We start from the raw sequence: 23,377 nt of genomic DNA on the forward strand, positions 1-23,377 counted from the left end.
AGGCCGCGAGCGCCCCCTACTCGAAAATCCGGCCGATCAGCGAGGCCGCCGCCCCGATACCGCCGGCTTCCGCCACGTCGGTCACGGCTTCCGAGCCCAGATAGGGTGCAAGCGCATGCGCGAGATTCGGCATCGTCAGCGTCTGCAGCCAGATCCGCCCCGGACCCGTCAGACGCGCCATGAAGAACCCGTCCCCGCCGAACAGCTTGTTGCGGATGCCCGGCAGCATGGTGATGTCGAAGTTCACCCGCTCCTCGAACATGCCGACATGGCCCGGATGCACGTCGAGCTGTTCGCCGGGCGCCAGGTCGTAGCTGACGATTTCGCCGCCGAGCGTCGTCCAGAAACGGCCGTAACCCGAGACGCGCTGCAGGCGGAAGCCGTCGCCGCCGAAGATGCCGGCGCCCAGCCGCCGCTGGAAGCCGAGTTCCAGGCGCACGCCATCCGTACCCGCGATGTAGCCATGACGATGGATCATGTACGACCCGCCGCCATCGACCGTGTGTTCGACGATATGCCCGGGGATCTTGGCGGCGAATGACACCATGCCGGGGCCGCCCTCGGCCGAGAACTCGGTCATGAATATGCCGCCGCCCGCGAGTGCGCGGGACATGACGCCGAGGAAGCCGCTGGCACCCGCGCCCGACGTCGTGGTGCGCAGCATCACGTTGGGCGTCTTCCAGGACAGCTCGCCCGTCTCGGCGAACAGTTTCTCTCCCGGCTCGAGACGGATGCTCAGAACGGGAAGCGTGGTTCCGTCGATCTTGCTCTGCATGGGAACACCCGGCCATAGATTGTCCGCGCCATCGTGGCACAAACGATACGTACGTTAGAAGAGGTCCGGTTCATGGCCGAGGTCAGGGTCATCATGATGCAGCGCGACGAGGGCGATACCCTTGCGCGCTGGATTGCGCATTATGGCGGCCTGTTCGGCCTGCCCAACCTGTCGATCATGGACAATGGCAGCACCGATCCGTTCACGCTCGCGCTCCTGCGCGAGGCGGAACTGGGGGGTGCGAAGATCTACTGGGGCTTCGATACCCCGCACGACTTCCACAACAAGGGCGGCCATTTCGGCAACATCGTCATCCACTGGGATGCGGAATACGCCTACGATTTCGCCCTGCCCGTCGACTGCGACGAGATCCTCGCGGTCTTTACCGACGAGGGGCTGAGCACGGAACACGAGGCGATCCACGCTGAGTTCGACCGGCTGCTCGGCATGAAGACGAGTCTGCGGATCGACATGTCGCTGTTCAACGTGCCGGAGCGGCCGGGCTGGTTCGCGCCGGTGCGCCACTTCCACAAGGGCTTCCTGGCAAGTCGCACGATCGAGATCATCGACAACGGCCACCACGAGCCGATCTCACGCGCGGCACCCGGTTTCGAGACCACGCGCTTCACATACCTTCACAACCACAACAGCGCCTACGCCGCCTGGCGCAAGAAGCTGCGGCGCAAGTTCCCGGCAGGCGTCGACCCCGACGATCCCGAGGCCATCCGCGCCTATGAAGCGCAGCCTCGTGCGGAAGGCGCCCATCTGATGCGGGCGTGGACGATGAGCCGCAAGGCCTATCTCGGACAGTACGATGCTGACCTGCTGATCCATCATGGGGACGGCGGGACGTTTACCATGCTGCAGCGTCCGCAGGACGGTCTGCATGCCTGGGACAATGACGCCTATCGGGACGCGAACCCCGATGTCCGGGGTTATGCCCTGACCGCGCTGCACCACTACGTGCGCTACGGTTTTCTGGAAGGCCGGCCGCTCACGCTCTAGGCCATCCCAAGGTCAGGCGAGCAGGGATTACGGCACTCGCGCGCTGTTCCAGCGTCTCTGGCCCAACCTGCCGATATTTTTTGGACTGGCCAAACGCATTTCGGCCCCCGGGCACCTTGATTCGAGGCGCTCGGGAGCCGTTTGTTCATACTGCGGAGGGTTACCCCCTCCGGTCAGTCCGTTCTGAAGCGACCACGCCTGAACGTGGTGCGGGCCTGCTTCAGGCCGCGCGACGCGGACCGCCACCCTGACGGCCGCGGCCGCCCGAATGGCCGCCGCCGGGGCGCGGACCGCGCGGGCCACCACCACCACCGTTACGCGGCGGGCCGCCACGACCACGGCCGCCGCCGCCACCGAGAACCGGCGGACGCATGGTGGAGTTCTGGGCCGCTTCCGAATGATACGGATGGTCCGTCACCACCGCGACCGACTTGCCGATCGTCTTTTCGATGTCACGCAGCCAGGCGCGCTGCTCGGGATCGCACAGGCTGACAGCCCAGCCCTCACGGCCGGCACGGGCGGTGCGGCCGATGCGGTGGACATAGCTTTCCGGCACGTTCGGCAGGTCGTAGTTGAACACGTGGCTCACGTCGTCCACGTCGATGCCGCGGGCCGCGATGTCGGTCGCCACCAGAACCTTCACCGATCCGGCGCGGAAGCCGTTCATCGCCCGCTCGCGCGCGCCCTGGCTCTTGTTGCCGTGGATGGCTTCCGACGGAATGCCGTTCTTGTTCAGGAATTCGGCAACCTTGTTCGCCTCATGCTTCATCAGCGTGAAGACGACGGCGCGTACGACCTTGGGATTGTCGACCAGCAGCAGTGTCGCTGCCTTCTTGTTCTCCGCTTCGACGAACATCACCGCCTGGCGGATCCGGTCGACGGTGGAGGACGGCGGCGTGACCTCGACGGTGGCCGGGTCGCGCAGCAGGCTGTGTGCAAGTTCCTCGATCGACTTCGGCATCGTTGCCGAGAACAGCAGCGTCTGACGCTCGCGCGGCAGCTGGGCCACGATCCGGCGGATGTCGCGCACGAAGCCCATGTCGAGCATGCGGTCGGCCTCGTCCAGCACGAGCACTTCAAGCTGCGACAGATCGATATGGCCCTGGCCCATCAGGTCCAGCAGGCGGCCCGGAGCCGCCACCAGCACATCGACGCCGCGACGCATGGCCTCGACCTGACGGCCCTGGCCGACGCCACCGAAGATCACGGCATGGCTCAGGCGCATATGCTTGGCATAGGCCTTGAAGCTGTCGTCGATCTGGGCGGCGAGTTCACGCGTCGGTGCCAGCACGAGGGCGCGCGCACCCTTGGCGGGCGCAGGCTTCCGATCGGTCAGCAGGCGATGAAGAATGGGGAGCGCGAAGGCGGCCGTCTTGCCGGTGCCGGTCTGTGCGAGGCCGAGCAGGTCGCGGCCTTCGAGCAGGTGCGGGATCGCGCCGGCCTGAATGGGAGTGGGGGTGACATAGCCTTCGTCGGCCAGCGCGCGCTGGATCGGTTCGGCGAGGTGCAGTTGGGCGAACGTCGTCATGGGGTGCGCCTCCTGGCGCAGGACGATCCAATGACAACCTGCCCGGCCATTACCATGCCGGGGGTGGAGCCGGATCGATCCGAATTCTGGAGTGAGTGGAGACATCGGACCCGGCCACAGAAGCGGCACAGGCGGCGCGTCAGCGCCCGTCGTGACATTGGTCGCAGGCCCCCGGAGGAGCCCGGCCTGCGCCCGACACGCGGCAGAAATGACGCCGCGCCCGGGGCTGATATAGCGGTACGGGCCGCATCATACAAGTATAATGCTCGCGCGCATGGGAAAGGTCGCGCCGTCAGCGCAGTCGCGCGTGGCTGCGACGATATTGCACGCGCCCTGACGCCTGCGTTTCCGCCGGGGGGCAATCGTTTCGATCACCCTTGATGCTGGCAACGGGCCGGCAGGGTGTTCCTGCCCTTCCAGAATACGCCCCCCGAGGTCCGGCCGCGCGTGCCGACCCCGGGAAACCGTCGCGCCGGGATCAGAAGCGGTCGTGAATCACGACGTCGCTGTCCGGGATGCGGCCGCCATGCGGCGGAAGCTCGCCCGTGCCCTTGCCGATGGCCACGAACATCACCAGCACATGATCCTTCGGCAGGCGGACGATCTCGGCCACGCGCTCGAAATCGAAACCGTCCATCGGGCAGGTGTCGTAGCCATAGGCACTTGCGGCCATCATCAGCGCATAGGCACCCATGCCGGCGGACCGGAACGCTTCGTCCCGCTGCATGCTCGGGTTGTTTTCATAATACTGGGTAATCATGCCGACATATTTCTCGCGCATGCCCTCCGGCGCATCCTTCCAGTAGCGTGCCGGATCCTTGGCGTAGGCATGCATGTCCGCACAGATCAGGACGAGCGCCGAGGACTCCTCGATCTGCGGCTGGTTCCAGGAGGCCGCCTTGATCTCGGCGCGCACCGCCGGATCGCGCACGACGAGAAAGCGCCAGTTCTGGATGTTGAAGGCGGTCGGCGCGTAACGCGCGGCATGAAGGATCGCGTTCAGCGTCTCCTCCGGGATCTGGTGCGACGCGTCGAAACGCTTGGTCGCACGCCGCGCGCGCATGGTGTCCAGAATGTCAGTCATGAGATTTCGTCCTGCCTTGGAAGCGTGGAGAATGCGGCAATTCGATCACGTGGGATCATGGTTGTAAACCGGGCCGTCGCAATCCGCAGCCCGTCGTTCCCCGTCATGAACCGCAGCGAAACATCCGGCAGACATGCCTGCAGAGGGGCGAATATCAGTGCGGGGCCGGAAAGGGCCTGAGCACGTTTTCAAACATGTCGATACACGCAGCCCAGGTGTATTGCTCCGCGTAGGGCCGACATGCCGCGCGATCCGCCTTCAGGGCCGCAAGACAGGCTGCGCGCAGGTCCGAGCCAACCGCGCCGATCCGGGCGCCACCCTTTCCAACGATATCGCGTGGTCCCGTAACGTCGAAACCCGCGACCGGCGTGCCGCAGGCGAGCGATTCCAGCAGGACGAGGCCGAACGTGTCGGTCAGGCTGGGAAACACGAACACGTCGCCGCCCGCGAATGCGGATGCGAGGTCCCGATCCTGCAGGCGGCCGGTGAAGATCGTATCGGGAAAGCGTCGCTGAAGTGCCGCGCGCTGCGGACCGTCGCCGACGACGATTTTCGTCCCCGGCAGATCGAGCGACAGGAAGGCCTCGATGTTCTTCTCGACGGCGACACGTCCGACATTGATGAACACTGGTCCCGGCACATTGAATGCCTTCGTCCAGTCGTGCCGATGCGTGGGGGAGAACCGCTCCAGATCGACGCCGCGGGTCCAGGGCGTGAGCTTCGTGAAGCCCCGGGCCGCGAGATCGTCGCGCAGGCTGGCCGTCGCGACCAGCGTGGCCTCTCCGGCATTATGGAAGCGCTTCAGGATTTCATGACACGGGCCGATCCCGAATTTCAGGCGTGCCTGCACATATTCGGGAAAGCGCGTGTGATAGGACGTGGTGAACGGCAGCCCGCGTCTGCGCGCCCAGCGCCAGGCCGCCCAGCCGATCGGGGCTTCCGTCACGATATGCAGGACCTGCGGGCGGAATGCCTTTACGATCCGTGCGAAAGTCGGGCCCGGCCATGTTGCCAGACGGATTTCCGGATAGGTCGGGCATGGAACGGTGTGAAACCGGTCGGGGCCCACGACCTCGACCTCGTGCCCCCGCGCGCGCAGCCCGTCGACGACTGTCGACATGGTGCGCACGACGCCGTTCACCTGCGGTAGCCAGGCGTCTGTCGCTATCAGAATCCGCACGCTGTCTTACCTTTTTGAAAGCAGGGGCCAGGCCGGAATCGGGGTTTCGCGCGTCTCGTCCGGTGAGGCCGTCGCCATGACCAGTGCCGGCACCTGAGCCGGATCGGACGGCGACGGAGCCTGATGGAACCAGCGTCCGCCCTCGCTCCAGGAGCTCCGCATGAGCGAGGTCCATTCCACCAGCGAAAAATGACCCTGCGCGTCCTCGACGAGGGCGGTACAGCTTTCCACCCAGTCTCCGGAATTCATGTAGGTCATGCCGTCGATTTCCCGGATTTCGGCATGGTGGATATGCCCGCAGATGACGCCATCGGCGCCGTGCTGCCGCGCTTCGCGGGCGAGCGCATGTTCGAACCGGTCGATCGCCTTGACCGCGCCCTTCACCCGCTTCTTGGCCCATTTCGAAAAGGATCGATATGGCAATCCGAGTTTGCGACGGACGACGTTGATCCAGCGATTGAGGAACAGGGCAAACGTATAGGCGTGATCGCCCAGGATGGCGAGGATCGGTGCGCATCGCACAACGCTGTCGAATTCGTCGCCATGCATGACCAGGTATTTGCGCCCGTCTGCCGCGACATGTTCGGCCCGCGCACAAAGCCGGACGGACGCGATCTTCAGTTCCATCGGCAACCAGCGGCGAAAGATTTCGTCGTGGTTGCCGGGAATGTAAATGACCTCGGTGCCGCGCCGCGCGAGATTGAGGATCAGCCGCAACAGCTCGTCATGGGCCTCGTCCCAGAACCACGACCGGCGCAGACGCCATCCGTCGATGATGTCGCCTACGAGATAAAGCTTCTCGCATGTGACGGATTTCAGGAAATCGGCGGCAAGGACTGCCCGGCTTCCGCGCGTGCCGAGATGGATATCCGACATGAAGATCGACCGGTAAATCGTTCGATCCGACGCAGGACTGTCGAAGCTCATCGCGCACCGCTTTCGTCTTGCCGCAGGTCCTGAAACGCCCTTGTCCTCTAGACGATCGGTCCTGCGTTGCGCATGACAGTTTGATGATTTGCCGTTTTCACAACTGTTGCGGTCCGGACGGATCGGGCATCTGGACAGCCATATCGAAGCCGGTCGCCGGACGGCGGCAGGCAGAAGGTGTCGCATGTTCGTAATTCACAACCCGACTGCCGGGCGGCGCAACACGCGCAGGCTCATCGCCGTGATCGAGGCGCTCAAGCGTCTGGGCGCACCGGTGACACTGATGGAAACGCGGTATGGCGGGCATGCCACCCTCCTTGCGCGGGAAGCGGCCGCCTCGGGCGCAGACATGGTGGTCGCAGCCGGCGGTGACGGCACGATCGCCGAAACGGTTGCGGGTCTTGTCGGAACGGGCGCGCGGCTCGGGGTGATCCCGCTCGGTACCGCCAACGTGCTGGCGCATGAATTCGGCCTGCCTGAGAATGCAGCGGCCCTGGCGGCGATCCTGCACGGGCGGCACGATACGCCGCTCTGGCCCGGCATGCTGACGACGAACGCCGGATCGAAACCGTTCATCCAGATGGTCGGGGCCGGATTCGACGCGCATGTCGTTCACACGATCGACCTGCGGCTGAAGCGGCAGCTCGGGCGCAGCGCATATGTGTATCAGACACTGCGCGAACTGCGCCGCTATCACTATCCGCAGATCGTGGTGACGGTGGACGGCGTGGAACACGAAGCCGCCAGCGTCATCGTCAGCAAGGGCAGGCTCTATGGCGGGCCCTACATGCTGGCGCCGATCGCACGACCCGGCGAGCGCGGTTTCGCCGTCACCCTGTTCAGGGACGGGGGCCCGCTGGCAGCCCTGCGCGCAGGGGCCGCCCTGCCGCGAGGACGGCTCGGCCGGCTGCCGGGTGTTACCCTGCTGCAGGCCTCACGGCTCGACATCACGGCGCCTGCGGGCCTGCCGGTCCAGGCGGACGGCGACCCAGCCGGATTACTGCCGCTCTCGGTCCATGATGCGTCCGAGCCCGTATTGCTCGCCGTGGGCCGGTAGGTTTCCGGGATCAGGGACGGCTTGCAGACATGGAGCATCGAGCAGTCGGCAACGAACCAGTCAGGCAGACCCGGACGCTTCCGTGGTCGATATCCCCGAAAAGGGAATGTCGGTCGCCAGCCTCCGGCACGACACGGCTGCTCCCCGTTCTTTCCGGCCAATCTGAAGTGAACGTGTAGCGGAAACGCCTTGCTGCCGGTCCCACGCTCTTGCCTCTGACTCGCCGCTCCTTCAATGCGACTGAATGATCGTGTCCCGCGCCAGGCTCTGGAAGTATGTTCGCGCCTGCCTTGTCTCTCCGGCAGGAGGCGCAATCGCGCTGCTGCTGGCGTCCCTTGCGGGCTTCGCCCTGATGAACTCGCCATGGTCCGGCGACTATGTGGCCCTGACATCCCGCCCGATGAGGATCTCGTTTCTGGGTCCGCGCGGACCGGATACCGTCGCCGCATGGGTGTCCGACGGACTGATGACCTTCTTCTTTCTGGTCGTCGTTCTCGAAATCAAGAAAGAGATCGTCTCGGGTCATCTCTCGTCCTGGCGCAAGGTCTCGCTTCCGCTCATCGGAGCGCTGGGCGGCATGGTCGTCCCGGCCTTGACGTATAGTCTGGTCACCCACGGGCATGCAGAGGCTGCGCGAGGCTGGGCTATTCCTGTCGCCACCGATGCCGCCTTCACCCTTCCGGTCATTCTCGCCCTTGGCCGGCGGGTTTCAGCCGGGGCAAGAACATGGCTGATGGCCCTGGCCATTTTCGACGATGTGCTGGGCATCGGCGTGATCGCCCTGTTTTACGGCGCGCCTCTGGACTGGCCCGCGTTGACGGCAGCGGTCGTGATCACGGCGGCGTTGATCCTGGCAAACAGGGCGGGGATCAGAGCGCTCGGCTACTATGCCGTCGGCGGCATGCTTCTCTGGGCGGCCCTTCTGGGATCGGGGCTGCATCCGACGCTTGCAGGCGTCATCACCGGGCTGTGCCTGCCCGCGGTCCCGTCCGGGACGGGTGCCGGGCCGACGCCTCTCGAGGCAACGGCATCCGCCTTGACGCCCATTGTGACATGGGTAGTTCTGCCCCTGTTCGGTTTCATCAGCGTGGGCGTGTCCCTCGCCGGGACCACGTTCGGGATGGTGCTGACGCCGGTTCCGCTCGGAATCATGCTGGGACTGCTTGTCGGCAAACCGGTCGGCGTCCTCGGGACGACGCTTCTCGCGGCCCGCCTGAAGATTGCCGTGCTGCCTGCCACGACATCCTTCTCGACGCTGTTCGGGCTCTCGTTACTCTGCGGCATCGGCTTCACCATCAGCCTGTTTATCGCAGGACTGGCGTTCGATGGTTCGGCCCTCATCATGCCTGCAAAGATCGGAATATTTTCGGGGTCCGTTCTTTCGGCGCTGGCAGGATGGCTGTGGCTGCGTTTCGTACCTGCCAAAAAAGCCTGATATCCAGGGTCGCAAGGGATCGGGCGCCGTTCTCGAGCGTTACATCCGGCCAGGAATAACGGATGCGACGATGTCGAGGCCTGCCCTTGCCCTCGACGACGTGCCGCCTATCGCCTGCGCAGCAGAAAGACCGCCTGTTCGCCAAACAGGTTGGCGAGCCGGATCGAGCGCTTCCAGGGCGCGCGCTCGCCGTCCTCATCCACGGCGAGCCAGCGGTCGACGACGTATCCTTCCTGTTTGCACAGCGCCAGGAAGTCGCGGATCGTGCAGGGATGGATGTTGGGCGTCTCGTACCAGGGCGTGTGCCAGACAGCCGTCATGGGCATGCGGCCCGACGTGAGGAGCTGCAGGCGCAGCCGCCAGTGGCCGAAATTGGGGAACGATACCACGGCGTGGCGGCCGATGCGCAGCATCTGGCGCAGCACCTCCGCCGGGCGCTCGACGGCCTGCAGCGTGCGCTGCAAAACGACATAATCGAAGGAATCGTCCGGGTAATGCGCAAGGTCATGGTCGGCATCGCCATGCATGACCGGCAGGCCATGCGCGATCGAGCGCGTCACTTCGCCCATGTCGATCTCGATGCCGCGCGCATCGCATCCGCGCGTGCGGAACAGGTGATCGATCAGCGCGCCGTCGCCGCTGCCGACGTCCAGAACGCGGGTCTTCGGCGCGATCATCTGCGCGATCAGGCGCTGGTCGAGGCGCATCCGTCAGATCCCTAGGCCGGCATGCTCGGCGGCGCCGCCGATGAAGCCGCGTATGGTGCGATCGAGATCGGGTTCGTCGAGCAGGAATGCGTCATGCCCGCGATCGCTGTCGATCTCGACGAACGAGACGTTGGCCCCGGCGCGATTGAGCGCGCGCGCGAGCGTGCGGGACTGGGAAGTCGGAAACAGCCAGTCGGAGGTGAACGAGACCACGCAGAACCGGATCGGCGTGCGGGCGAAAGCGCTCGACAGGTCGCCGTTGTGATCGGCGCCGAGGTCGAAATAATCCATCGCGCGGGTGATGGTGAGATACGAGTTGGCGTCGAAGCGGCGCACGAAGCTCGATCCCTGATGGCGCAGGTAGCTTTCGACCTCGAACATCTCGCCGAACAGCGATCCGCGCGCGATCCCGCCCGAAGGTTCGTGCCGGATACGGCGGCCGAACTTCCGTGTCAGCGCCTCTTCGGACAGGTAGGTGATGTGCGCCATCATCCGCGCGACCGCGAGTCCGCGGGCCGGCACGGCACCCTGCTCCCGATAATGACCGTTGTGCCAGTCCGGATCCGCGAAGATCGCCTGTCGGCTGACTTCGTTGAACGCGATGTTCTGCGCGGAATGGAAGGATGCGGTGGCGATCGGCATGGCGGCGAAGACACGCTCGGGGAAATCCGCAGCCCATTGCAGCACCTGCATGCCGCCCATCGACCCGCCGATGACGGCAAACAGGCGCGTGATCCCCAGATGTTCGACCAGCATCGCCTGTGCCTGGACCATGTCGCGGATCGTCACGGGCGGGAATTCCGTGCCCCACAGGGTCGCGTCATCATGGCTGCGCGCCGTACAGGGCCCCGAACTGCCCATGCAGCCGCCCAGCACGTTGACGCAGATGACGAAGAAGCGATCGGTGTCGATCGGCCGGCCCGGCCCGACCATGCGCGCCCACCATCCGGGCTTGCCGGTCAGCGGATGCGGCTCGGCCACATATTGGTCCGCCGTCAGCGGATGACAGACCAGAATCGCGTTGGAGGCATCGGGCGCGAGCGTGCCGTAGGCCCGATAGGCCACGCGCAGGGGCGACAGATGGACACCGCATTCAAGGTCGAGGCCCTGATCGAAGACGACGCTGTCATGTTCGGACACCACGAAACCGCCCGCTGGAGAAGGGGACGTTCGGGTGACGGCGGCGGTGTGCGGGGACGTGCTCAAGATGGCGCGGGCTTATCCGGAGAACGGGTGGAAACGGCGTGGCGCACGGTATGGCATCGCATGCGTCAGGCCGCAATCGGCCGGGCCGGGAGGCGGCCATGCCGTGACATGCGTTCGCCTCGATTAATCAAACTTTAACGTATTGCAATTTTCTTTACGTTGGATTAACGAATGGTGACATTTCTGTGCATCGAGTGAATTTTTAACTTCCCGCTTTTCAGTCACCCCGACATTCCAGACGGAAATTCGATCCGACCCTCATGAGCCAGAAGCCGTACGGCCTTCCCGCGTCGAATCCTGGCCCGATCCAGGTTCTGGGCCATTCCGGGCTCTTCGATGCGAGCTATTACGTGCAGCGGAATCCCGATCTGGCATCGCTCGGCCCCGGGGTCCTGGGGCATTACCACCATCACGGATGGCGCGAGGGCCGCAAGCCCAATGCCTATTTCGACCCGTCCTGGTACCTCTCCGTCAATCGCGACGTCACGACCGATCCGCTGCTGCACTATGTCGAGATCGGCGAGCGTCAGGGCCGCCGTCCGATCGCGTGGTTCGATCCCGTCTGGTATGCGCAGGCTCATGTCGTGCCGGAAGGCATGCTTGCGCTCACCCACTTCCTGCGCAACCGGCATCGCCAGCACGTCCGCCCGATCCCGGAATTCGATCCGTCCTTCTATCTGAAGGAATATCCCGATGTCGCGGCATCGGGCCTCGATCCCCTGGAACACTACATGATCCAAGGCTTCCGCGAGGTGCGACGCCCCTTCGCGGGCTTCGATCCGCTGTTCTACCGCACGCGCTACCTGCGCCACGACCCCGACGCCAACCCGCTTTTGCATTTCCTGCAACATCGCGGCCGCCCCGGCATGCATCCGGCACTCCCCGAAGAAGAGACCACCATCCCGCGTGAGGTCGCGCGCCGCTCGCGTCCCGGCCCCTTCTTCGAGGAACGGCGTCCCCTGCCGCCGAGCGCCATGCGCCGCGCCCGCGTCCTGGCCTATTACCTGCCGCAGTTCCATTCGATCCCCGAGAACGACGCATGGTGGGGGACGGGCTTTACCGAATGGGTGAATGTCGCGCGCGGCCTGCCCCGCTTCGCCGATCATTACCAGCCCCGGACCCCGCGCGATCTCGGCCACTACACGCTGAACGAGCCCGGCCTGCTGCGCCGTCAGGCGGAGATGGCGCGCGACGCCGGGATCGAAGGCTTCATCTTCTATTTCTACTGGTTCAACGGCCGACGCCTGCTGGATTCTCCGCTCGAGATGCTGCTGGCGCATCCGGAGATCGACCTGCCGTTCTGCCTGATGTGGGCCAACGAGAGCTGGAGCCGGCGCTGGGACGGATCGGAAGAGGATGTCCTGATCACGCAGGACTACAGGCTCGAGGACGAGATCGCGCTGGTGGAGACGCTGGTCCGGCACTTCGACGATCCGCGCTATATCCGCGTCGACGGCCGCCCACTTCTGATGATCTATCGCGCCGACGCGATTCCCGACGCACCGCGCGCCATCGCGCGCTGGCGGGCACTGTTCAAGGCGGGCCACCGCATCGATCCCATCTTCATCATGGGCCAGGCATTCGGCTGCGACGATCCACGCCCCATGGGCATGGATGGCGCCATCGAGTTTCCGCCGCACAAGATCGCGAACGCCTGCCCCACGATCAATTCGACGCTGGATATTCTCGACGACGATTTCTCGGCCCAGGTCTATGACTACGCCGACATCGTGAATGCGTCCCTGTCCGCGTCGTCTCCGCCCTTCCCCCTGATCCGCACCGCGGCCCCCTCGTGGGACAACGATGCCCGCCGCCAGGGCAAGGGGCTGGTGATGCATGGCTCCACGCCGGCGCTGTACGAGCGCTGGCTCGCAGGCCTGATCGAACAGGCTCGCGCGCGACCGTTCTTCGGCGAGCCGATCGTGTGCATCAACGCATGGAACGAATGGGCGGAAGGAGCCTATCTCGAACCGGACCAGCATTTCGGCAGCGCCTATCTGAACGCGACCGGGCGTGCGAGTGCCGGGTTCGCCCGCGGCCTTGCACGCGGCCGGATGCTGCTGATCGGCCATGACGCCTTCGAGGCCGGAGCCCAGCGCCTGCTCCTGCATATCGGACGCACCCTGAAGGCCCGACACGGTGTCGACATCGCGTTCCTGCTGCTCGATGCGGGCGCCATGCTCGAGCGCTATCGCGCCGTGGCGCCCACCGAGATCGTGGATGCGAACGACCCGGCGCTCACATACCGTCTGGACGCCCTCCGCGCGGAAGGGTTTGCAACCGCCCTGGTCAACAGCGCCGCCAGCAGCCCGGTCGCGGGCGCGCTGACCGCGGCCGGCATCGACTACACGCTGCTGATCCATGAACTCCCGGGCCTGCTGCAGCGGCGAGGCCTGATGGATACCCTGCGCATCGCCTGCGAACGGGCGCGCGCGATCGTCGTGCCCGCGCGTGCGATCGCGGACCGGCTGGACGGTTTCGACGTGCTGGCGCCCGAGCAGGTCCCGCTCGTGATCCCGCAGGGGCTGTATCAGGACGTGCGGTTCTCGCCCGAAGCGCGTGCCCGCATCCGCTCGGAATTCCGCCTCGATGCGCAGGACCGGCTGGTTCTCGGCGCAGGCTACGGCGACATGCGCAAGGGCTTCGACCTGTTCCTGCAGGCCTGGCGGCGGGCGTTCAGCGTGCGGCAGAAAGGGGTCGCCCGCACGCATTTCGTCTGGCTCGGCGCCATCGACGGTGCGCTTTACGAGGGATTGGCGCCGGATATCGAATACGCGGTCAGCACGGGCACACTGCATCTGACCGGGCTGGTGGACGATGTCGCGTCCTATCTGAGTGCCGCCGACGCCTTCGCGCTCACGTCGCGGGAGGATCCCTACCCCTCGGTCGTGCTGGAAGCGCTCGCGAGCGGATTGTCCTGCGTCGCCTTCGACCACAGCGGCGGCATTCCGGATCTGCTGCGCGCCGAAACCGCTACGTTCGACATGCCGCATGCCGTGGTTCCGATGGGCGATCTGGCCCGCATGAACCGCGCGCTCACGACAGCCGTGCGCGCCGCGCGCCTGATCCCGAATGAAATGCGCGCCCGGATCTCCGATGCGGCCCGCGCGCGCTTCGCGTTCGGGCATTATACCGAGCAGCTCCTTGCGATCGCGCAGCCCGAGCTGCCCCGGGTGTCGATCGTCGTGCTCTCCTATAACTACGCACGCTTCATGGCCGCGCGTCTTGCATCCCTGTTCGCCCAAGGGCTGCCGGTGCTCGAGATCGTGGTGCTCGACGATGCGTCGGCCGACGACAGCGTGGCGGTCGCCGAACAGACCGCGGAGGACTGGGGCCGCACGATCGAGATCGTGCGGTGCGCGCGCAATTCCGGCTCGGTCTTCGCGCAATGGCGTCATGCCGCCGAGATCGCGCGCGGCGACTGGATCTGGATCGCGGAAGCCGACGACCTGTCCGAACCCGACCAGTTGCCGACCCTCTGCGCGGCCCTGTCGAACGCACCCGACGCGGTGATGGCGTTCTGCGACAGCCGTACGATCGACGGCGATGGCGCGCGTCTGGGCGAAAGCTACAAGCCCTACTATGCCATCGCGGCCGATACCCTGCTCGACCATGACGGCGTGCATGACGGTCCTACCTTCGTCGCGCAGGCGCTGAGCGAGCGGAACCTGATCCTGAATGCGAGCAGCGCCCTGTTCGATCGCGCAGCGCTGCTTGCAGCACTCGACCGGTGTGCCGCAGATCTCGCGCATTTCAGGATCGCCGGAGACTGGCGCATCTATATCGAGCTGCTCGATCAGCCGGGCGCGCGCGTCGCCTACGTTTCGCGTGCCTGCAACATTCATCGCCGCCACCACGTGTCCGCAACCCACAGCCTGAATGCGCGTGACCATTGCGCGGATGTCGCAGCGATTCATGCCCTGCTGGACCGCCGCCTCACGCCCGATATCCAGCGCCGCCTTCGACAGGAGAGCTACCGCACCGAAATCGCGCGGCAGCTGGGCGTAACGCCGCCTCCGGTGCGGCGCTCGCGGAAGCGGGCGCGTGCGGACGGTTCCTAAGATCGGATCTGTTCATACCCGGGCACAGATGAGGCCCTTGTCCTGCGTTTTACCCGTTGTCCTGATCCGATCCCGCCCGTTCGTTGAGGCGACAGGCACGCAGACCAGTCGGACGAACCTCCATGCCCGCCGCAGCCCGGCGCGCCTGTGAGCGGGTTGTTCAGGTGCGCCGCTGGTAGGTACCAAGGATGAGCAGCGCCAGACCGATCAGGCCCAGCGTCATCGCCAGCGCATAATGCGGCGCAGCGCCCGTCTCCAGGGCAACGACGCTGCCGCACTCGACGAGGATGGACGATATCAGCAGCGCGCGTCTGCCGGCCCCGATGTTGTTCTTCATGCCGGCATCTGACCACAGTTTGCCCGGCCGGGTAACATCCATCGATGCAGGTCCAGTGCCGTATGCGCCCGTGGGCCCTGAGCGTTACCGCAGCGATGGCGCCTTCGTCTCACATTCCAGCGGAAGAGGCTCCGACGCCAAGCCCTGTACCGCCAAGGCCGGTGACGCCCATGCTTCCTGCCGGAGTAGAACCATAGCCACGGCCCGATCCAAATCCGGAACCCACCGAAACCCGTCCATGCGGCTTCCTGTCGCCTGCGGTATCCGGGCGTGAGGACAAATCGGCGTCCGTATATTTTGCATGCAGGAGGGCTGCGCGTTCATCGACCGGTTTCCGGGCCGGATGGGAGCAGGCGCCAAGCGCCAGGGCCGCTCCCAGGAACAGGATTGGATACTTCATGCCCTCGGATCGTCCGCCTTTCACCGCGTTGTCCATAACCATCCCGGCTGCACCGGTTCTATTGCCATCCTGCGCACGCTTTCGAACGATGCCCGGAAATGCAGATAGTGGCTCGTACCGAAGACCCGCCAGCCTGGTTCATGGCAGCGTCTTTTGGAAATCCGTGCCCGGGATCCCCTCGTTAGAGCATGCGCCCAGGGCTTGCAGACAGACCACTGGTCAACCCAAGGTGTAACCGAATGTCGCCAGCGTAATAGCAGATCGATCAGGTGGGTCGCTGGCATGGCTTCAATGCTGAGGATGCCCGATTCGTGCGCGGCACTGCGCGGTGAGCCTCAGAAAAGCCGGTCTGCCGATGCCCGCACACGGCGCCGCTCGCGCCGAACGGACATGACCAGCCTCGGCTTGCGAAAGCCATTACGCGGCCAAACCGGGACAGCGCTCCCCAACCTGTTGATCCATCCAGAAGCCAGCGGTGCCACTAACAGGATCGGAATGTCGAAGGCAGGCCCGGCTTGAGCAAACGCGCGCCAACGCCGGGCCCTGAACGCAAACTGGCGCATGGGCTGGGCCCATGCGCCAGAAATATTTGCCGGCAGAAGGCCGTCAGAGCGTATCAGTAGCCGCCCTGTCCGCCGCCGGGGCCACCCCGGCCGCCGCCATTGCCGCCGCCCTGACCACCAGGACCGTTTCCAAAGCCCTGACCACCACCAGGGCCAGCATTGCCGCCACCCTGCCCGTAGCCGCCACGGCCCCCTCCTTGTCCGCCCTGACCGCCATGCGGGCCCCACCATGGGCCACAGGCACCGAGAGACAGGGTACTGATCATACCCACAGCAAGCAGGATCGAACGTTTCATCGTGTCAGGGGTCCTTGTGTGAGTTTCCCAAAGTCGAACCCACCATCACAAGGTGGCTACAATGCGCCACCCCGGTAACAGTCTGAAACCTGCGTGGCAGGCGCCGGCTGGCTGCCGTGCAAGACCCCCGGGGCCGCCTTTCCCCGTGATCTGCGGAACTGTTTTCCAAGAGACGGCCGGTGAATGATTACAGAGAGCTTTACACTCGCCTGCCTGCATAATGCGGGTCGCAGCACCCAAACGTTGCCTGCCGTCTCAGAAGACTGTGCCCGGCGTCGGTTCGCGCATCGGCGGCGGGTCTGACGGAGGCGGCGGTGTGATCGGACCGGGCGGATCGCCCTCCGGCAGCGGCGTCGGCGGGACCGGCGGGCCACCGGGAGGCGAGGGTGGCGTGCCCGGAATGTCGTCGGTCTCGAAGTTTCCGAATATGTCCAGCATGTATCTGCTCCGTTACTGGCACAGACTCAGCAGGGTGTTCGGCACGCCCGTTTCAAGGCGTCTAGCGAAGCTGACTATCTTTGTTACCGCGACGATTGATCCCGCCGGCCACGGGCCGACCATCCCGCTCCGACTGGCAGGCGACGCAAAGCTTCACGCCCGGCACGGCCTGACGACGCCGCTCGGGTATCTCATCGCCACATTCCTGGCAGTGGGTCTCGCTCTCGCCCCTGGGCATCCGGGCACGCGCCGCTGTCACGGCGTCGGCCACCGTATCGTCGATCTGATCCTGAACGGCTCCATCGGGAGCCCATCCGCTTGCCATTGAAGAACCCTCCCCTCGCGCGTCACCGGGACGTGATACGTGGGTCTTCCGGACGTGGTTTCAATCGGTGCGTGCCATCGCGGAAACAGGCCGGCCTTGCGTGCGGGATGCGGGACTGCCGCCCAGCTTCCGATACGGCAGCCGCCTTGCCGACGCCCGGGAAAGCCTGAAACCAAAGCTTGAGGCTTCTGCTGTAGGCCGCATATCGGCTAAGCCATGCCGATGCTGACCGCCGCCATCTATATTCCCGCGGCCCTGGCCGAGATCGCCGGATGCTTCTCGTTCTGGGCCTGGCTGCGGATGGGCAGGACGCCGCTCTGGCTCGTGCCGGGCGCCCTGTCGCTCGCCGCCTTTGCATGGCTTCTGACGCTCAGCCCCGCGGATAACGCCGGGCGGGCTTATGCCATCTATGGCGGCGTCTATATCGTCGCGAGCCTGATCTGGTCATGGGGCGTCGATGGCGTTCGCCCGGATCGCTGGGACACGCTGGGCGCCGCGATCTGCCTGGCAGGCGCTGGCATCATCCTTCTCGGCCCGCGCGGCTCCTGATTGGCCTCTGAATACACGGGCCGCCGGAAGGCTTGTCCCGGCGTTTTCCATCGAAGCCATTCGCACACCGCGCATTTCCCGGGTGGTCGAACCGGTGACCAAGGCGTACAGATGAACGGCGGAGGGCCGGAATGTGCGGCCGGGAGCCGGGGAGCGAATGCGTGTTCACAATCGGGGCCGTTGGCACAGGTGTCGTTCTCGCCGTGCTCGTCGGATTGTTTTTCTGGCTCGATGATCGCGTCGAAAACAAACTCGACGAAAACGAGGCGAAGCCGGACCCCGAAGCCGATGCCGAGTTCGAGCACACGATGCAGGACATCGAGAAAGAGTAGTTCCACGCGCTGTGATCAGGGTGCTTCAGGACGAGACAGGCGCATGTTCGCCGTTCGCGATTTCCGTGAGGCCCGTACCCGCCCGCAGTCGCTCAACACTTGAGTATGCGGCACTGCTGACGGATCAGGCGGCGTCAGTCAGGCAAACCTGTGCAACATGGTTTGCTGATCCTGCGGCACACAGTCAGAAGAAGTAGATGAAAGTGGCCGAATAGACGCGAGACCAACGATAACCTGCAAACTGCAAGTACATCGGGTTACGCCGGGACCATTCTTACAAATTGTCGGATTTGCACATCAAGTGGTGCCCAAGGGCGGCCGGAAACCGGTGATTCCCGGTGGCTCTGACTGTTCTGAAACCCTCAGTCTTCTGCTATATTTTCTCCATGCTGATTCTCTCGTTGTATCCCCCCGAATCGGGTAAGCGCATGCCTCAAGAGGGGCGAGCTGGCGGGCAAGTCTGGTTGTGAGTCTGGTTCTGCCAAACAGGCTGACCGCGCGGCAGGTGGCGGCCCTGAAAGAGGGCGCGCTGTGTGATGGCGGCAACCTCTGGGCCGTTGCTCGCGGCACGTCGAAGACATGGATGTTCCGCTACACCAGCCCCATCACCGGCAAGCGCCGCGAGATGGGTCTTGGCCCGGTCTTCGATGTCCCGCTCGCGGAAGCGCGCCGGCTCGCGACCGATGCTCGTCAGGCGATACGTGAAGGCTTCGACCCTATCACGCGCCGGGATCAGCTCAAGGCTCAGCGGAAGCGAGAGGCCGGCCAACGCTTCCGCGACGTGGCCGATCGCTACATCGACGACCAGGCCCCGGGCTGGCGCGACCCACGGCGGCCGCATAACTGGCGTCGGTCGCTGGAGATCCACGCCTACGAGCACATCGGCGACAAGGCCGTCACGCATATCCACACGGACGACGTTCTCGCCATCCTGCGGCCCATCTGGGCGACGACGAACGAGACAGCCGACAAGCTGCGGGGACGCATCGAGCGCATCCTCGATTATGCGCGTACGCACGGCTGGCGGGAGGGCGAGAACCCAGCTCGATGGCGGGGACATCTGGCGCACATCCTCCCGAAGCCCTCCACGGTCGCGAAGGTCAAGCATCACGCTGCTGTGGAGCGGAAGGACATTGCCCGCGTCATGACCGCCTTGGCGTCAGCCAACTCCATGGGCGCGCTGGCGGTGCGGTTCCTCTGCCTGACCGCGACGCGGTCCGGCGAGGCACGCGGTGCGACCTGGGGCGAGATCGACCTGGGCGCGCGGATCTGGACTATCCCGGCGCATCGCATGAAGGGCGGCCGTGAGCATCGCGTGCCGCTATCGGATGGCACCATGACCATCCTCGGTGCTGTCCTGCCGCTACGCGATCCGAAGCGCGGAGATCTGGTGTTCCCCGGTGGCAGGCCGGGCAAGCCACTCTCGGACGTGGCGCTGTCCAAGGCCCTGCATCTGGCGGCCGGGACCAAGGGCGTCACCGTGCACGGCCTGCGGTCCACGTTCCGCGATTGGGTGGCCGAGGAGACGGACTATCCCCGGGAGGTGGCCGAGATGGCCCTGGCACATGCTATTGGAGATCGGGTTGAGGCGGCCTATCGGCGTGGGGATCTGTTCGAGAAGCGACGGGAGATGATGGGGGCGTGGGACCTATTCCTCCGCTAGGATTACTCCTCTAGAAGCTGGATGCTCCTCCATCGACGAAACGCGTTAGAAACGGCAAAAAAGGCGTAATGATTGGCATGCATGAACTTGACGCCGCAATCAGCTTTTGAAACGCGGTGGCGCGCGCCTGTTTTGTTTCTGAATGCTTTATATCGTCAATGTATCGTATCAGAGAAATTAATTCTCCATGCTCCAAACCTGACGATGATAAAGAATCTCTTAGTCTATCAAAACTTACATTGTCACCAACAATATTAGTAGAAGAGTCCGAAGATGAAATATTTACTCTAGCCCCATCACCGCTTACCTTTATGTCGTAATGCCCACCTTGGTGCCGAGGAAATGAATCTTTTCGGCGTAGACGAACTTGATAATGCGCTGGGAATCCACTTTTCGTTTCGAAAAATTTGGGATCAACAACTGTAAATACGTCTTCCCGTCCATTTGGCAATGGGAGCCTTATTTCGTCACCCACACGTACATCCGCGTTTTTAACATCATCTATTATTATTAAATCATTCCCTCCGTATCCATCAACCGTACATCTCAGTTCTCCGCTTGGAGACACGACATCGATTTGTTTTGGTAGATGGAGAGATCTCCAAGGAGACATATCAGCGTCCTACATTCTCAGTGCTTGCGATTTTAATGGCGACAGTCTGCAATCTTCAAGCGGGATTTTGTCAGGCGTCGGCTTACTCTTTAACTTCCGCCGTCTTCAACCGCACCCCAGCCCCACCCCCGTTTTCCGGCACGAACTCTACCCCGGCGGCCTCTAAGGCAGAGCGGATGGCGGCGAGGGTGCGGGGATGAGGCGCCCGCTTCCCAGCTTCAAAATCGGCAAGAGTAGCCACCGCGACCTGGGCAGCCTTGGCCAGCTCGTCTCGCTTCATGCGCAGCATGGCTCGCGCGCCCAGGCACTGCTCAGCTTTTATATCTGACATTGGCTCTCACGATTGACATATACCCATGTCAGTCTTTATATCTGACTTCGGCGACAAAAGCCAACACGGCCGGACGGGAAGGTTGCAGCTCCCGCGCCCGGCCTAACCCCAACCGAGAGGATCCTCGGCTATGGCTGAAAACGGCTATACCACGACGGCCGCGAACGTGCGGCACGTTACTCCTGGCAGAATTGCCCTCGCCTGCGTGGCTGGCACGCTCGAGGCGCTGGGCGTCGGCGCGCTGGCAGTGATCACACTCCTGACGTTCCTGCATCCGGATCACCCCATCAGCCACGCGGTTGAGTGCGTGATGGAGGCGAGCCGATGAGCGCCCCTCTCACGCTGCCCGATCAGGCCCGCGCCGCCTGCCGCCGGATCGACGGGGCATGGCACCTGCTCATCTGTCTGCAAGAGCGGGCAGACCACATCGCGGAATGGGTGAGAATTACCGAAAATAAACTGGCTCATAATGAGCCAGTTTCTCGAGCCAAGGAAGGACGAGGAAATACCGGCGGCGTTCGGGCCGCCGTTCGGGAACTCGGGATCGAACGAAATGAGGCCCAGCGCGCCGTCAAGATCGCAGGGATATCAGAGGAGGCCCGTGCGGCAGCCGATGAGGCCGGGAGGGATGCATAATGAGTGCCCACCTGACGTACACGCCCGCGCGGATCGACGCGATCGACCAGGCCGCGCTTGAGCTATCGCACCTTGGCGCGTTGCTGGAATGGACCGGACACGCCGTAACCATAGCCGACATCGAACTGGAAGGACCGGGCCTGTCGCGTCTCGGCTGCGCGCTGCAATGGGCGGGCGGCGAGATCGAACGTCGCTGCGCGATTATCAACAAAGCCACGTCGAACGTCGGGGAGTGGAAGCCGTGATAGATCCCGGAACCCTGACCGCCGACGAAAAAGAAGCGATCCATGACCGCCGGTCGCCCACGACTGCGCTGCATGACTGCAAGCACATGGCGGCCCTGCTGTGCGAGCTGGCGCGCAGCGATCGGGACATTCAGGAAGCCCCGTCCGTGTTCTGGCTTGCGAACCGGCTGTGCGACCGCCTCGACCAGCTAGAGGACAGCACGCCATGACCCGGCGCACCTGTCCGCCGTTCCTGCGCCGGCATCCTGTGGTCCGTGGCGTGGCGCTGCTGGTTCTGCTGCCCGTCACGAACGGCATCCTTCGGTTCTGCAACTGGTGGATGTCCGCCGTCGCGCCGTGGGTGCTGGCCATCGCACGTGAGGGCAGAGCATGACCCGCACCCGTCCCTGCACGCCTGATCGCATCATTGCGATCGAAGCGGCCGCCGAGGAGGTCGGAATCATCGGCAACATCGTCGCGGCGATTGGAACGGGCGGAAAGGCTCTGCCCGACGAGCTGGAATGGCTGGCCGGGCATCTGGAGCGGTGTCACGTGGCGATCCTGGATGCGCTACGATGATCGTCGAATTTGACTGCATGGAAAGCCAACAAGATGACCGAGTCACTGGGAAATCACAGGGAATCAAAGAGAGCGCGGCCCATGATCTACGTGCCTCGCGGGTTCACGCCACTGAAAACGTGCGTCGTGTCTCTCGCCCAGCGGCGCAGGCCGGATCTGCCATTCTCGGACTACCTGCTCTATCTCGATGCCCAGTTGATGACTGCCTTTGATCCTCATCGCACTGCGCGTGGCTACGATCCTTTCTGTGACGCACCCAGCAGCAAAGCGATGCACAATGTCTCTCTGATGGAGCAGGTCTACTGCTTCACCAACCTGGGGCATGCGCGCAACGATCTTCGCTTGGCTCTGGCAGAAAATGAAATGCCAGCCGTTGGCATGCTGGCAGATGGGGACCTTCATGAAATCCCACAGAAATATTGGCGAACAGATGCCGGGGCATGGCGCCTTCAGTTTGTCGACCGGAAAGACGACTATATCCATGTCTTTATCAACACAGATACTTTCCAGAAGTGGCTTGAAGGCGGCGGTGCGGAAGAAGCAGTCGAGGACAGCAGCGCGCCGAAAATGTCTGCCGATACCAGAAGGCACGTCATGGAGTTGCTGATGCGCGCGCTGGAAACGCCAGATGGGCGCAACACCCCCAAGCCGCAGCATTTCGCCCGCGTCCAGATGACCACCGCCATCACAAATTCCGATTTTAATTCGATCTGGGCGGAAATTGCAAAAAAGCCAGGATACGAAGGAATGGTCAAAGCTGGCAGAAAACCGAGAAGAACAATTGATGATGTCTAATTAATTAGAGAAATTAATTATCATCTTAATTGTTGTGATTTTTTCTTTCGATTCAACGCCTTACAACATGAGCAACACCGAGCGTCTCGGTGGCCAGTTTTACCTCTTGGAGGATTTCATGACGAGACAGGAGCCCCTGGGTGCCTACGCGTCGATCGCCGACGTGCAGCGCCACACCAGTTTGAGCCGTCCGACGATCTATCGACTGATCGAACGGGGCGCGTTTGAAGCAATCAAAGTCGGGCGCAACACGCGGATCGTGACCGCCTCGGTCGAGGCGTATTTTGCAAGCCTGCCGCGGTTGCCTGCGAAGGCAGCCTGAAAAAGAAAA

28 protein-coding genes are annotated in these 23,377 nt (G+C 63.9%); 14 read left to right on the forward strand and 14 right to left on the reverse strand.

The window, feature by feature from the left end; all coding sequences use genetic code 11:
- Positions 1-16 precede the first annotated feature (16 nt).
- Positions 17-775 carry an AIM24 family protein gene (locus B8446_RS13800; RefSeq protein WP_048850577.1) on the reverse strand — a complete coding sequence of 253 codons (759 nt, stop codon included), beginning with the start codon at positions 773-775 and terminating at the stop codon, positions 17-19.
- Positions 776-847: 72 nt separating this feature from the next.
- Between B8446_RS13800 and B8446_RS13805 the strand changes: the two genes are divergently transcribed.
- A complete protein-coding gene (locus B8446_RS13805; RefSeq protein WP_148506011.1) occupies positions 848-1,780 on the forward strand; it encodes a glycosyltransferase family 2 protein in 933 nt (310 codons plus the stop codon).
- 220 nt (positions 1,781-2,000) lie between these two features.
- On the opposite strand, the gene B8446_RS13810 is transcribed toward B8446_RS13805, so the two are convergent.
- From B8446_RS13810 to B8446_RS13825, 4 genes are all read right to left on the reverse strand, one after another.
- Entirely contained in the window at positions 2,001-3,308 is a 1,308-nt protein-coding gene (locus tag B8446_RS13810; protein ID WP_048850579.1) for a DEAD/DEAH box helicase, read from the reverse strand.
- A gap of 478 nt (positions 3,309-3,786) precedes the next feature.
- Entirely contained in the window at positions 3,787-4,392 is a 606-nt protein-coding gene (locus tag B8446_RS13815; protein ID WP_048850581.1) for a nitroreductase family protein, read from the reverse strand.
- 154 nt (positions 4,393-4,546) lie between these two features.
- Entirely contained in the window at positions 4,547-5,572 is a 1,026-nt protein-coding gene (locus tag B8446_RS13820; RefSeq protein WP_084712353.1) for a glycosyltransferase family 4 protein, read from the reverse strand.
- Between the two features lie 6 nt (positions 5,573-5,578).
- Complete coding sequence (locus B8446_RS13825) at positions 5,579-6,499, reverse strand: UDP-2,3-diacylglucosamine diphosphatase (RefSeq protein WP_084712354.1); 921 nt, start codon at positions 6,497-6,499, stop codon at positions 5,579-5,581.
- Positions 6,500-6,683: 184 nt separating this feature from the next.
- On the opposite strand from B8446_RS13825, the gene B8446_RS13830 reads away from it, so the two are divergent.
- Together B8446_RS13830 and nhaA are read left to right on the forward strand one after the other, a co-directional pair.
- A complete protein-coding gene (locus tag B8446_RS13830; protein ID WP_048850836.1) occupies positions 6,684-7,556 on the forward strand; it encodes a diacylglycerol/lipid kinase family protein in 873 nt (290 codons plus the stop codon).
- A gap of 244 nt (positions 7,557-7,800) precedes the next feature.
- Positions 7,801-8,991: a Na+/H+ antiporter NhaA gene (gene nhaA, locus B8446_RS13835; protein ID WP_048850583.1), complete on the forward strand. Its 1,191-nt coding sequence runs from the start codon at positions 7,801-7,803 to the stop codon at positions 8,989-8,991.
- Positions 8,992-9,098: 107 nt separating this feature from the next.
- Here nhaA and metW read toward each other — a convergent pair whose 3' ends face one another.
- Both metW and metX read right to left on the reverse strand, forming a co-directional pair.
- Entirely contained in the window at positions 9,099-9,698 is a 600-nt protein-coding gene (gene metW / locus B8446_RS13840) for a methionine biosynthesis protein MetW (RefSeq protein WP_048850585.1), read from the reverse strand.
- 3 nt (positions 9,699-9,701) lie between these two features.
- The gene (gene metX, locus B8446_RS13845) at positions 9,702-10,841 is read right to left on the reverse strand and encodes a homoserine O-acetyltransferase MetX (RefSeq protein WP_048850587.1); all 1,140 of its coding nucleotides are present in this window, start codon (positions 10,839-10,841) and stop codon (positions 9,702-9,704) included.
- A 323-nt stretch (positions 10,842-11,164) separates the two neighbouring features.
- Between metX and B8446_RS13850 the strand changes: the two genes are divergently transcribed.
- Complete coding sequence (locus B8446_RS13850; RefSeq protein ID WP_048850588.1) at positions 11,165-14,965, forward strand: glycoside hydrolase family 99-like domain-containing protein; 3,801 nt, start codon at positions 11,165-11,167, stop codon at positions 14,963-14,965.
- 160 nt (positions 14,966-15,125) lie between these two features.
- Here B8446_RS13850 and B8446_RS16330 read toward each other — a convergent pair whose 3' ends face one another.
- From B8446_RS16330 to B8446_RS13875, 5 genes are all read right to left on the reverse strand, one after another.
- Positions 15,126-15,302, reverse strand: coding sequence for a hypothetical protein (locus tag B8446_RS16330; protein WP_158507599.1), 177 nt, complete (start codon positions 15,300-15,302; stop codon positions 15,126-15,128).
- 109 nt (positions 15,303-15,411) lie between these two features.
- Positions 15,412-15,702, reverse strand: a complete 291-nt coding sequence (locus B8446_RS13860; RefSeq protein ID WP_148506012.1) for a hypothetical protein — start codon at positions 15,700-15,702, stop codon at positions 15,412-15,414.
- Positions 15,703-16,318: 616 nt separating this feature from the next.
- Entirely contained in the window at positions 16,319-16,561 is a 243-nt protein-coding gene (locus tag B8446_RS13865) for a hypothetical protein (RefSeq protein WP_148506013.1), read from the reverse strand.
- A 255-nt stretch (positions 16,562-16,816) separates the two neighbouring features.
- Positions 16,817-16,999, reverse strand: coding sequence for a hypothetical protein (locus tag B8446_RS13870; protein ID WP_048850595.1), 183 nt, complete (start codon positions 16,997-16,999; stop codon positions 16,817-16,819).
- A 61-nt stretch (positions 17,000-17,060) separates the two neighbouring features.
- Positions 17,061-17,324, reverse strand: coding sequence for a DksA/TraR family C4-type zinc finger protein (locus tag B8446_RS13875; protein ID WP_084712355.1), 264 nt, complete (start codon positions 17,322-17,324; stop codon positions 17,061-17,063).
- Positions 17,325-17,546: 222 nt separating this feature from the next.
- Between B8446_RS13875 and B8446_RS13880 the strand changes: the two genes are divergently transcribed.
- The 3 genes from B8446_RS13880 (at position 17,547) to B8446_RS13890 (ending at position 19,868) form a co-directional block, all read left to right on the forward strand.
- Positions 17,547-17,873, forward strand: coding sequence for a YnfA family protein (locus B8446_RS13880; RefSeq protein ID WP_048850838.1), 327 nt, complete (start codon positions 17,547-17,549; stop codon positions 17,871-17,873).
- Between the two features lie 161 nt (positions 17,874-18,034).
- Positions 18,035-18,205, forward strand: a complete 171-nt coding sequence (locus B8446_RS16335) for a hypothetical protein (protein WP_158507600.1) — start codon at positions 18,035-18,037, stop codon at positions 18,203-18,205.
- A gap of 466 nt (positions 18,206-18,671) precedes the next feature.
- Positions 18,672-19,868, forward strand: a complete 1,197-nt coding sequence (locus B8446_RS13890) for a tyrosine-type recombinase/integrase (RefSeq protein ID WP_048850600.1) — start codon at positions 18,672-18,674, stop codon at positions 19,866-19,868.
- A 10-nt stretch (positions 19,869-19,878) separates the two neighbouring features.
- Here B8446_RS13890 and B8446_RS16130 read toward each other — a convergent pair whose 3' ends face one another.
- Both B8446_RS16130 and B8446_RS13895 read right to left on the reverse strand, forming a co-directional pair.
- On the reverse strand, positions 19,879-20,481 hold the full coding sequence (locus B8446_RS16130; protein WP_148506014.1) for a hypothetical protein: 603 nt from the start codon (positions 20,479-20,481) through the stop codon (positions 19,879-19,881).
- 82 nt (positions 20,482-20,563) lie between these two features.
- Complete coding sequence (locus tag B8446_RS13895; protein WP_048850602.1) at positions 20,564-20,812, reverse strand: helix-turn-helix domain-containing protein; 249 nt, start codon at positions 20,810-20,812, stop codon at positions 20,564-20,566.
- Between the two features lie 130 nt (positions 20,813-20,942).
- Here B8446_RS13895 and B8446_RS13900 point away from each other — a divergent pair, with 130 nt between their 5' ends.
- The 7 genes from B8446_RS13900 (at position 20,943) to B8446_RS13930 (ending at position 23,368) form a co-directional block, all read left to right on the forward strand.
- Positions 20,943-21,140, forward strand: a complete 198-nt coding sequence (locus B8446_RS13900; RefSeq protein WP_048850603.1) for a hypothetical protein — start codon at positions 20,943-20,945, stop codon at positions 21,138-21,140.
- A 307-nt stretch (positions 21,141-21,447) separates the two neighbouring features.
- Positions 21,448-21,693: a hypothetical protein gene (locus B8446_RS13910; RefSeq protein WP_048850607.1), complete on the forward strand. Its 246-nt coding sequence runs from the start codon at positions 21,448-21,450 to the stop codon at positions 21,691-21,693.
- Entirely contained in the window at positions 21,690-21,902 is a 213-nt protein-coding gene (locus B8446_RS13915; protein WP_148506015.1) for a hypothetical protein, read from the forward strand. Before B8446_RS13910 ends, B8446_RS13915 begins: the two co-directional genes overlap by 4 nt.
- Positions 21,899-22,066 (forward strand): hypothetical protein, encoded by a 168-nt coding sequence (locus tag B8446_RS16340; protein WP_158507601.1) that lies wholly within the window; start codon positions 21,899-21,901, stop codon positions 22,064-22,066. The genes B8446_RS13915 and B8446_RS16340 overlap by 4 nt, the downstream gene beginning before the upstream one ends.
- Entirely contained in the window at positions 22,063-22,251 is a 189-nt protein-coding gene (locus B8446_RS13920; RefSeq protein WP_048850610.1) for a hypothetical protein, read from the forward strand. Before B8446_RS16340 ends, B8446_RS13920 begins: the two co-directional genes overlap by 4 nt.
- 81 nt (positions 22,252-22,332) lie before the next feature.
- Complete coding sequence (locus B8446_RS13925) at positions 22,333-23,046, forward strand: hypothetical protein (protein WP_048850612.1); 714 nt, start codon at positions 22,333-22,335, stop codon at positions 23,044-23,046.
- Between the two features lie 67 nt (positions 23,047-23,113).
- Positions 23,114-23,368, forward strand: coding sequence for a helix-turn-helix transcriptional regulator (locus tag B8446_RS13930; RefSeq protein ID WP_148506016.1), 255 nt, complete (start codon positions 23,114-23,116; stop codon positions 23,366-23,368).
- Positions 23,369-23,377 lie beyond the last annotated feature (9 nt).

This window comes from Tanticharoenia sakaeratensis NBRC 103193, from assembly GCF_000963885.1.
Classification (GTDB): domain Bacteria; phylum Pseudomonadota; class Alphaproteobacteria; order Acetobacterales; family Acetobacteraceae; genus Tanticharoenia; species Tanticharoenia sakaeratensis.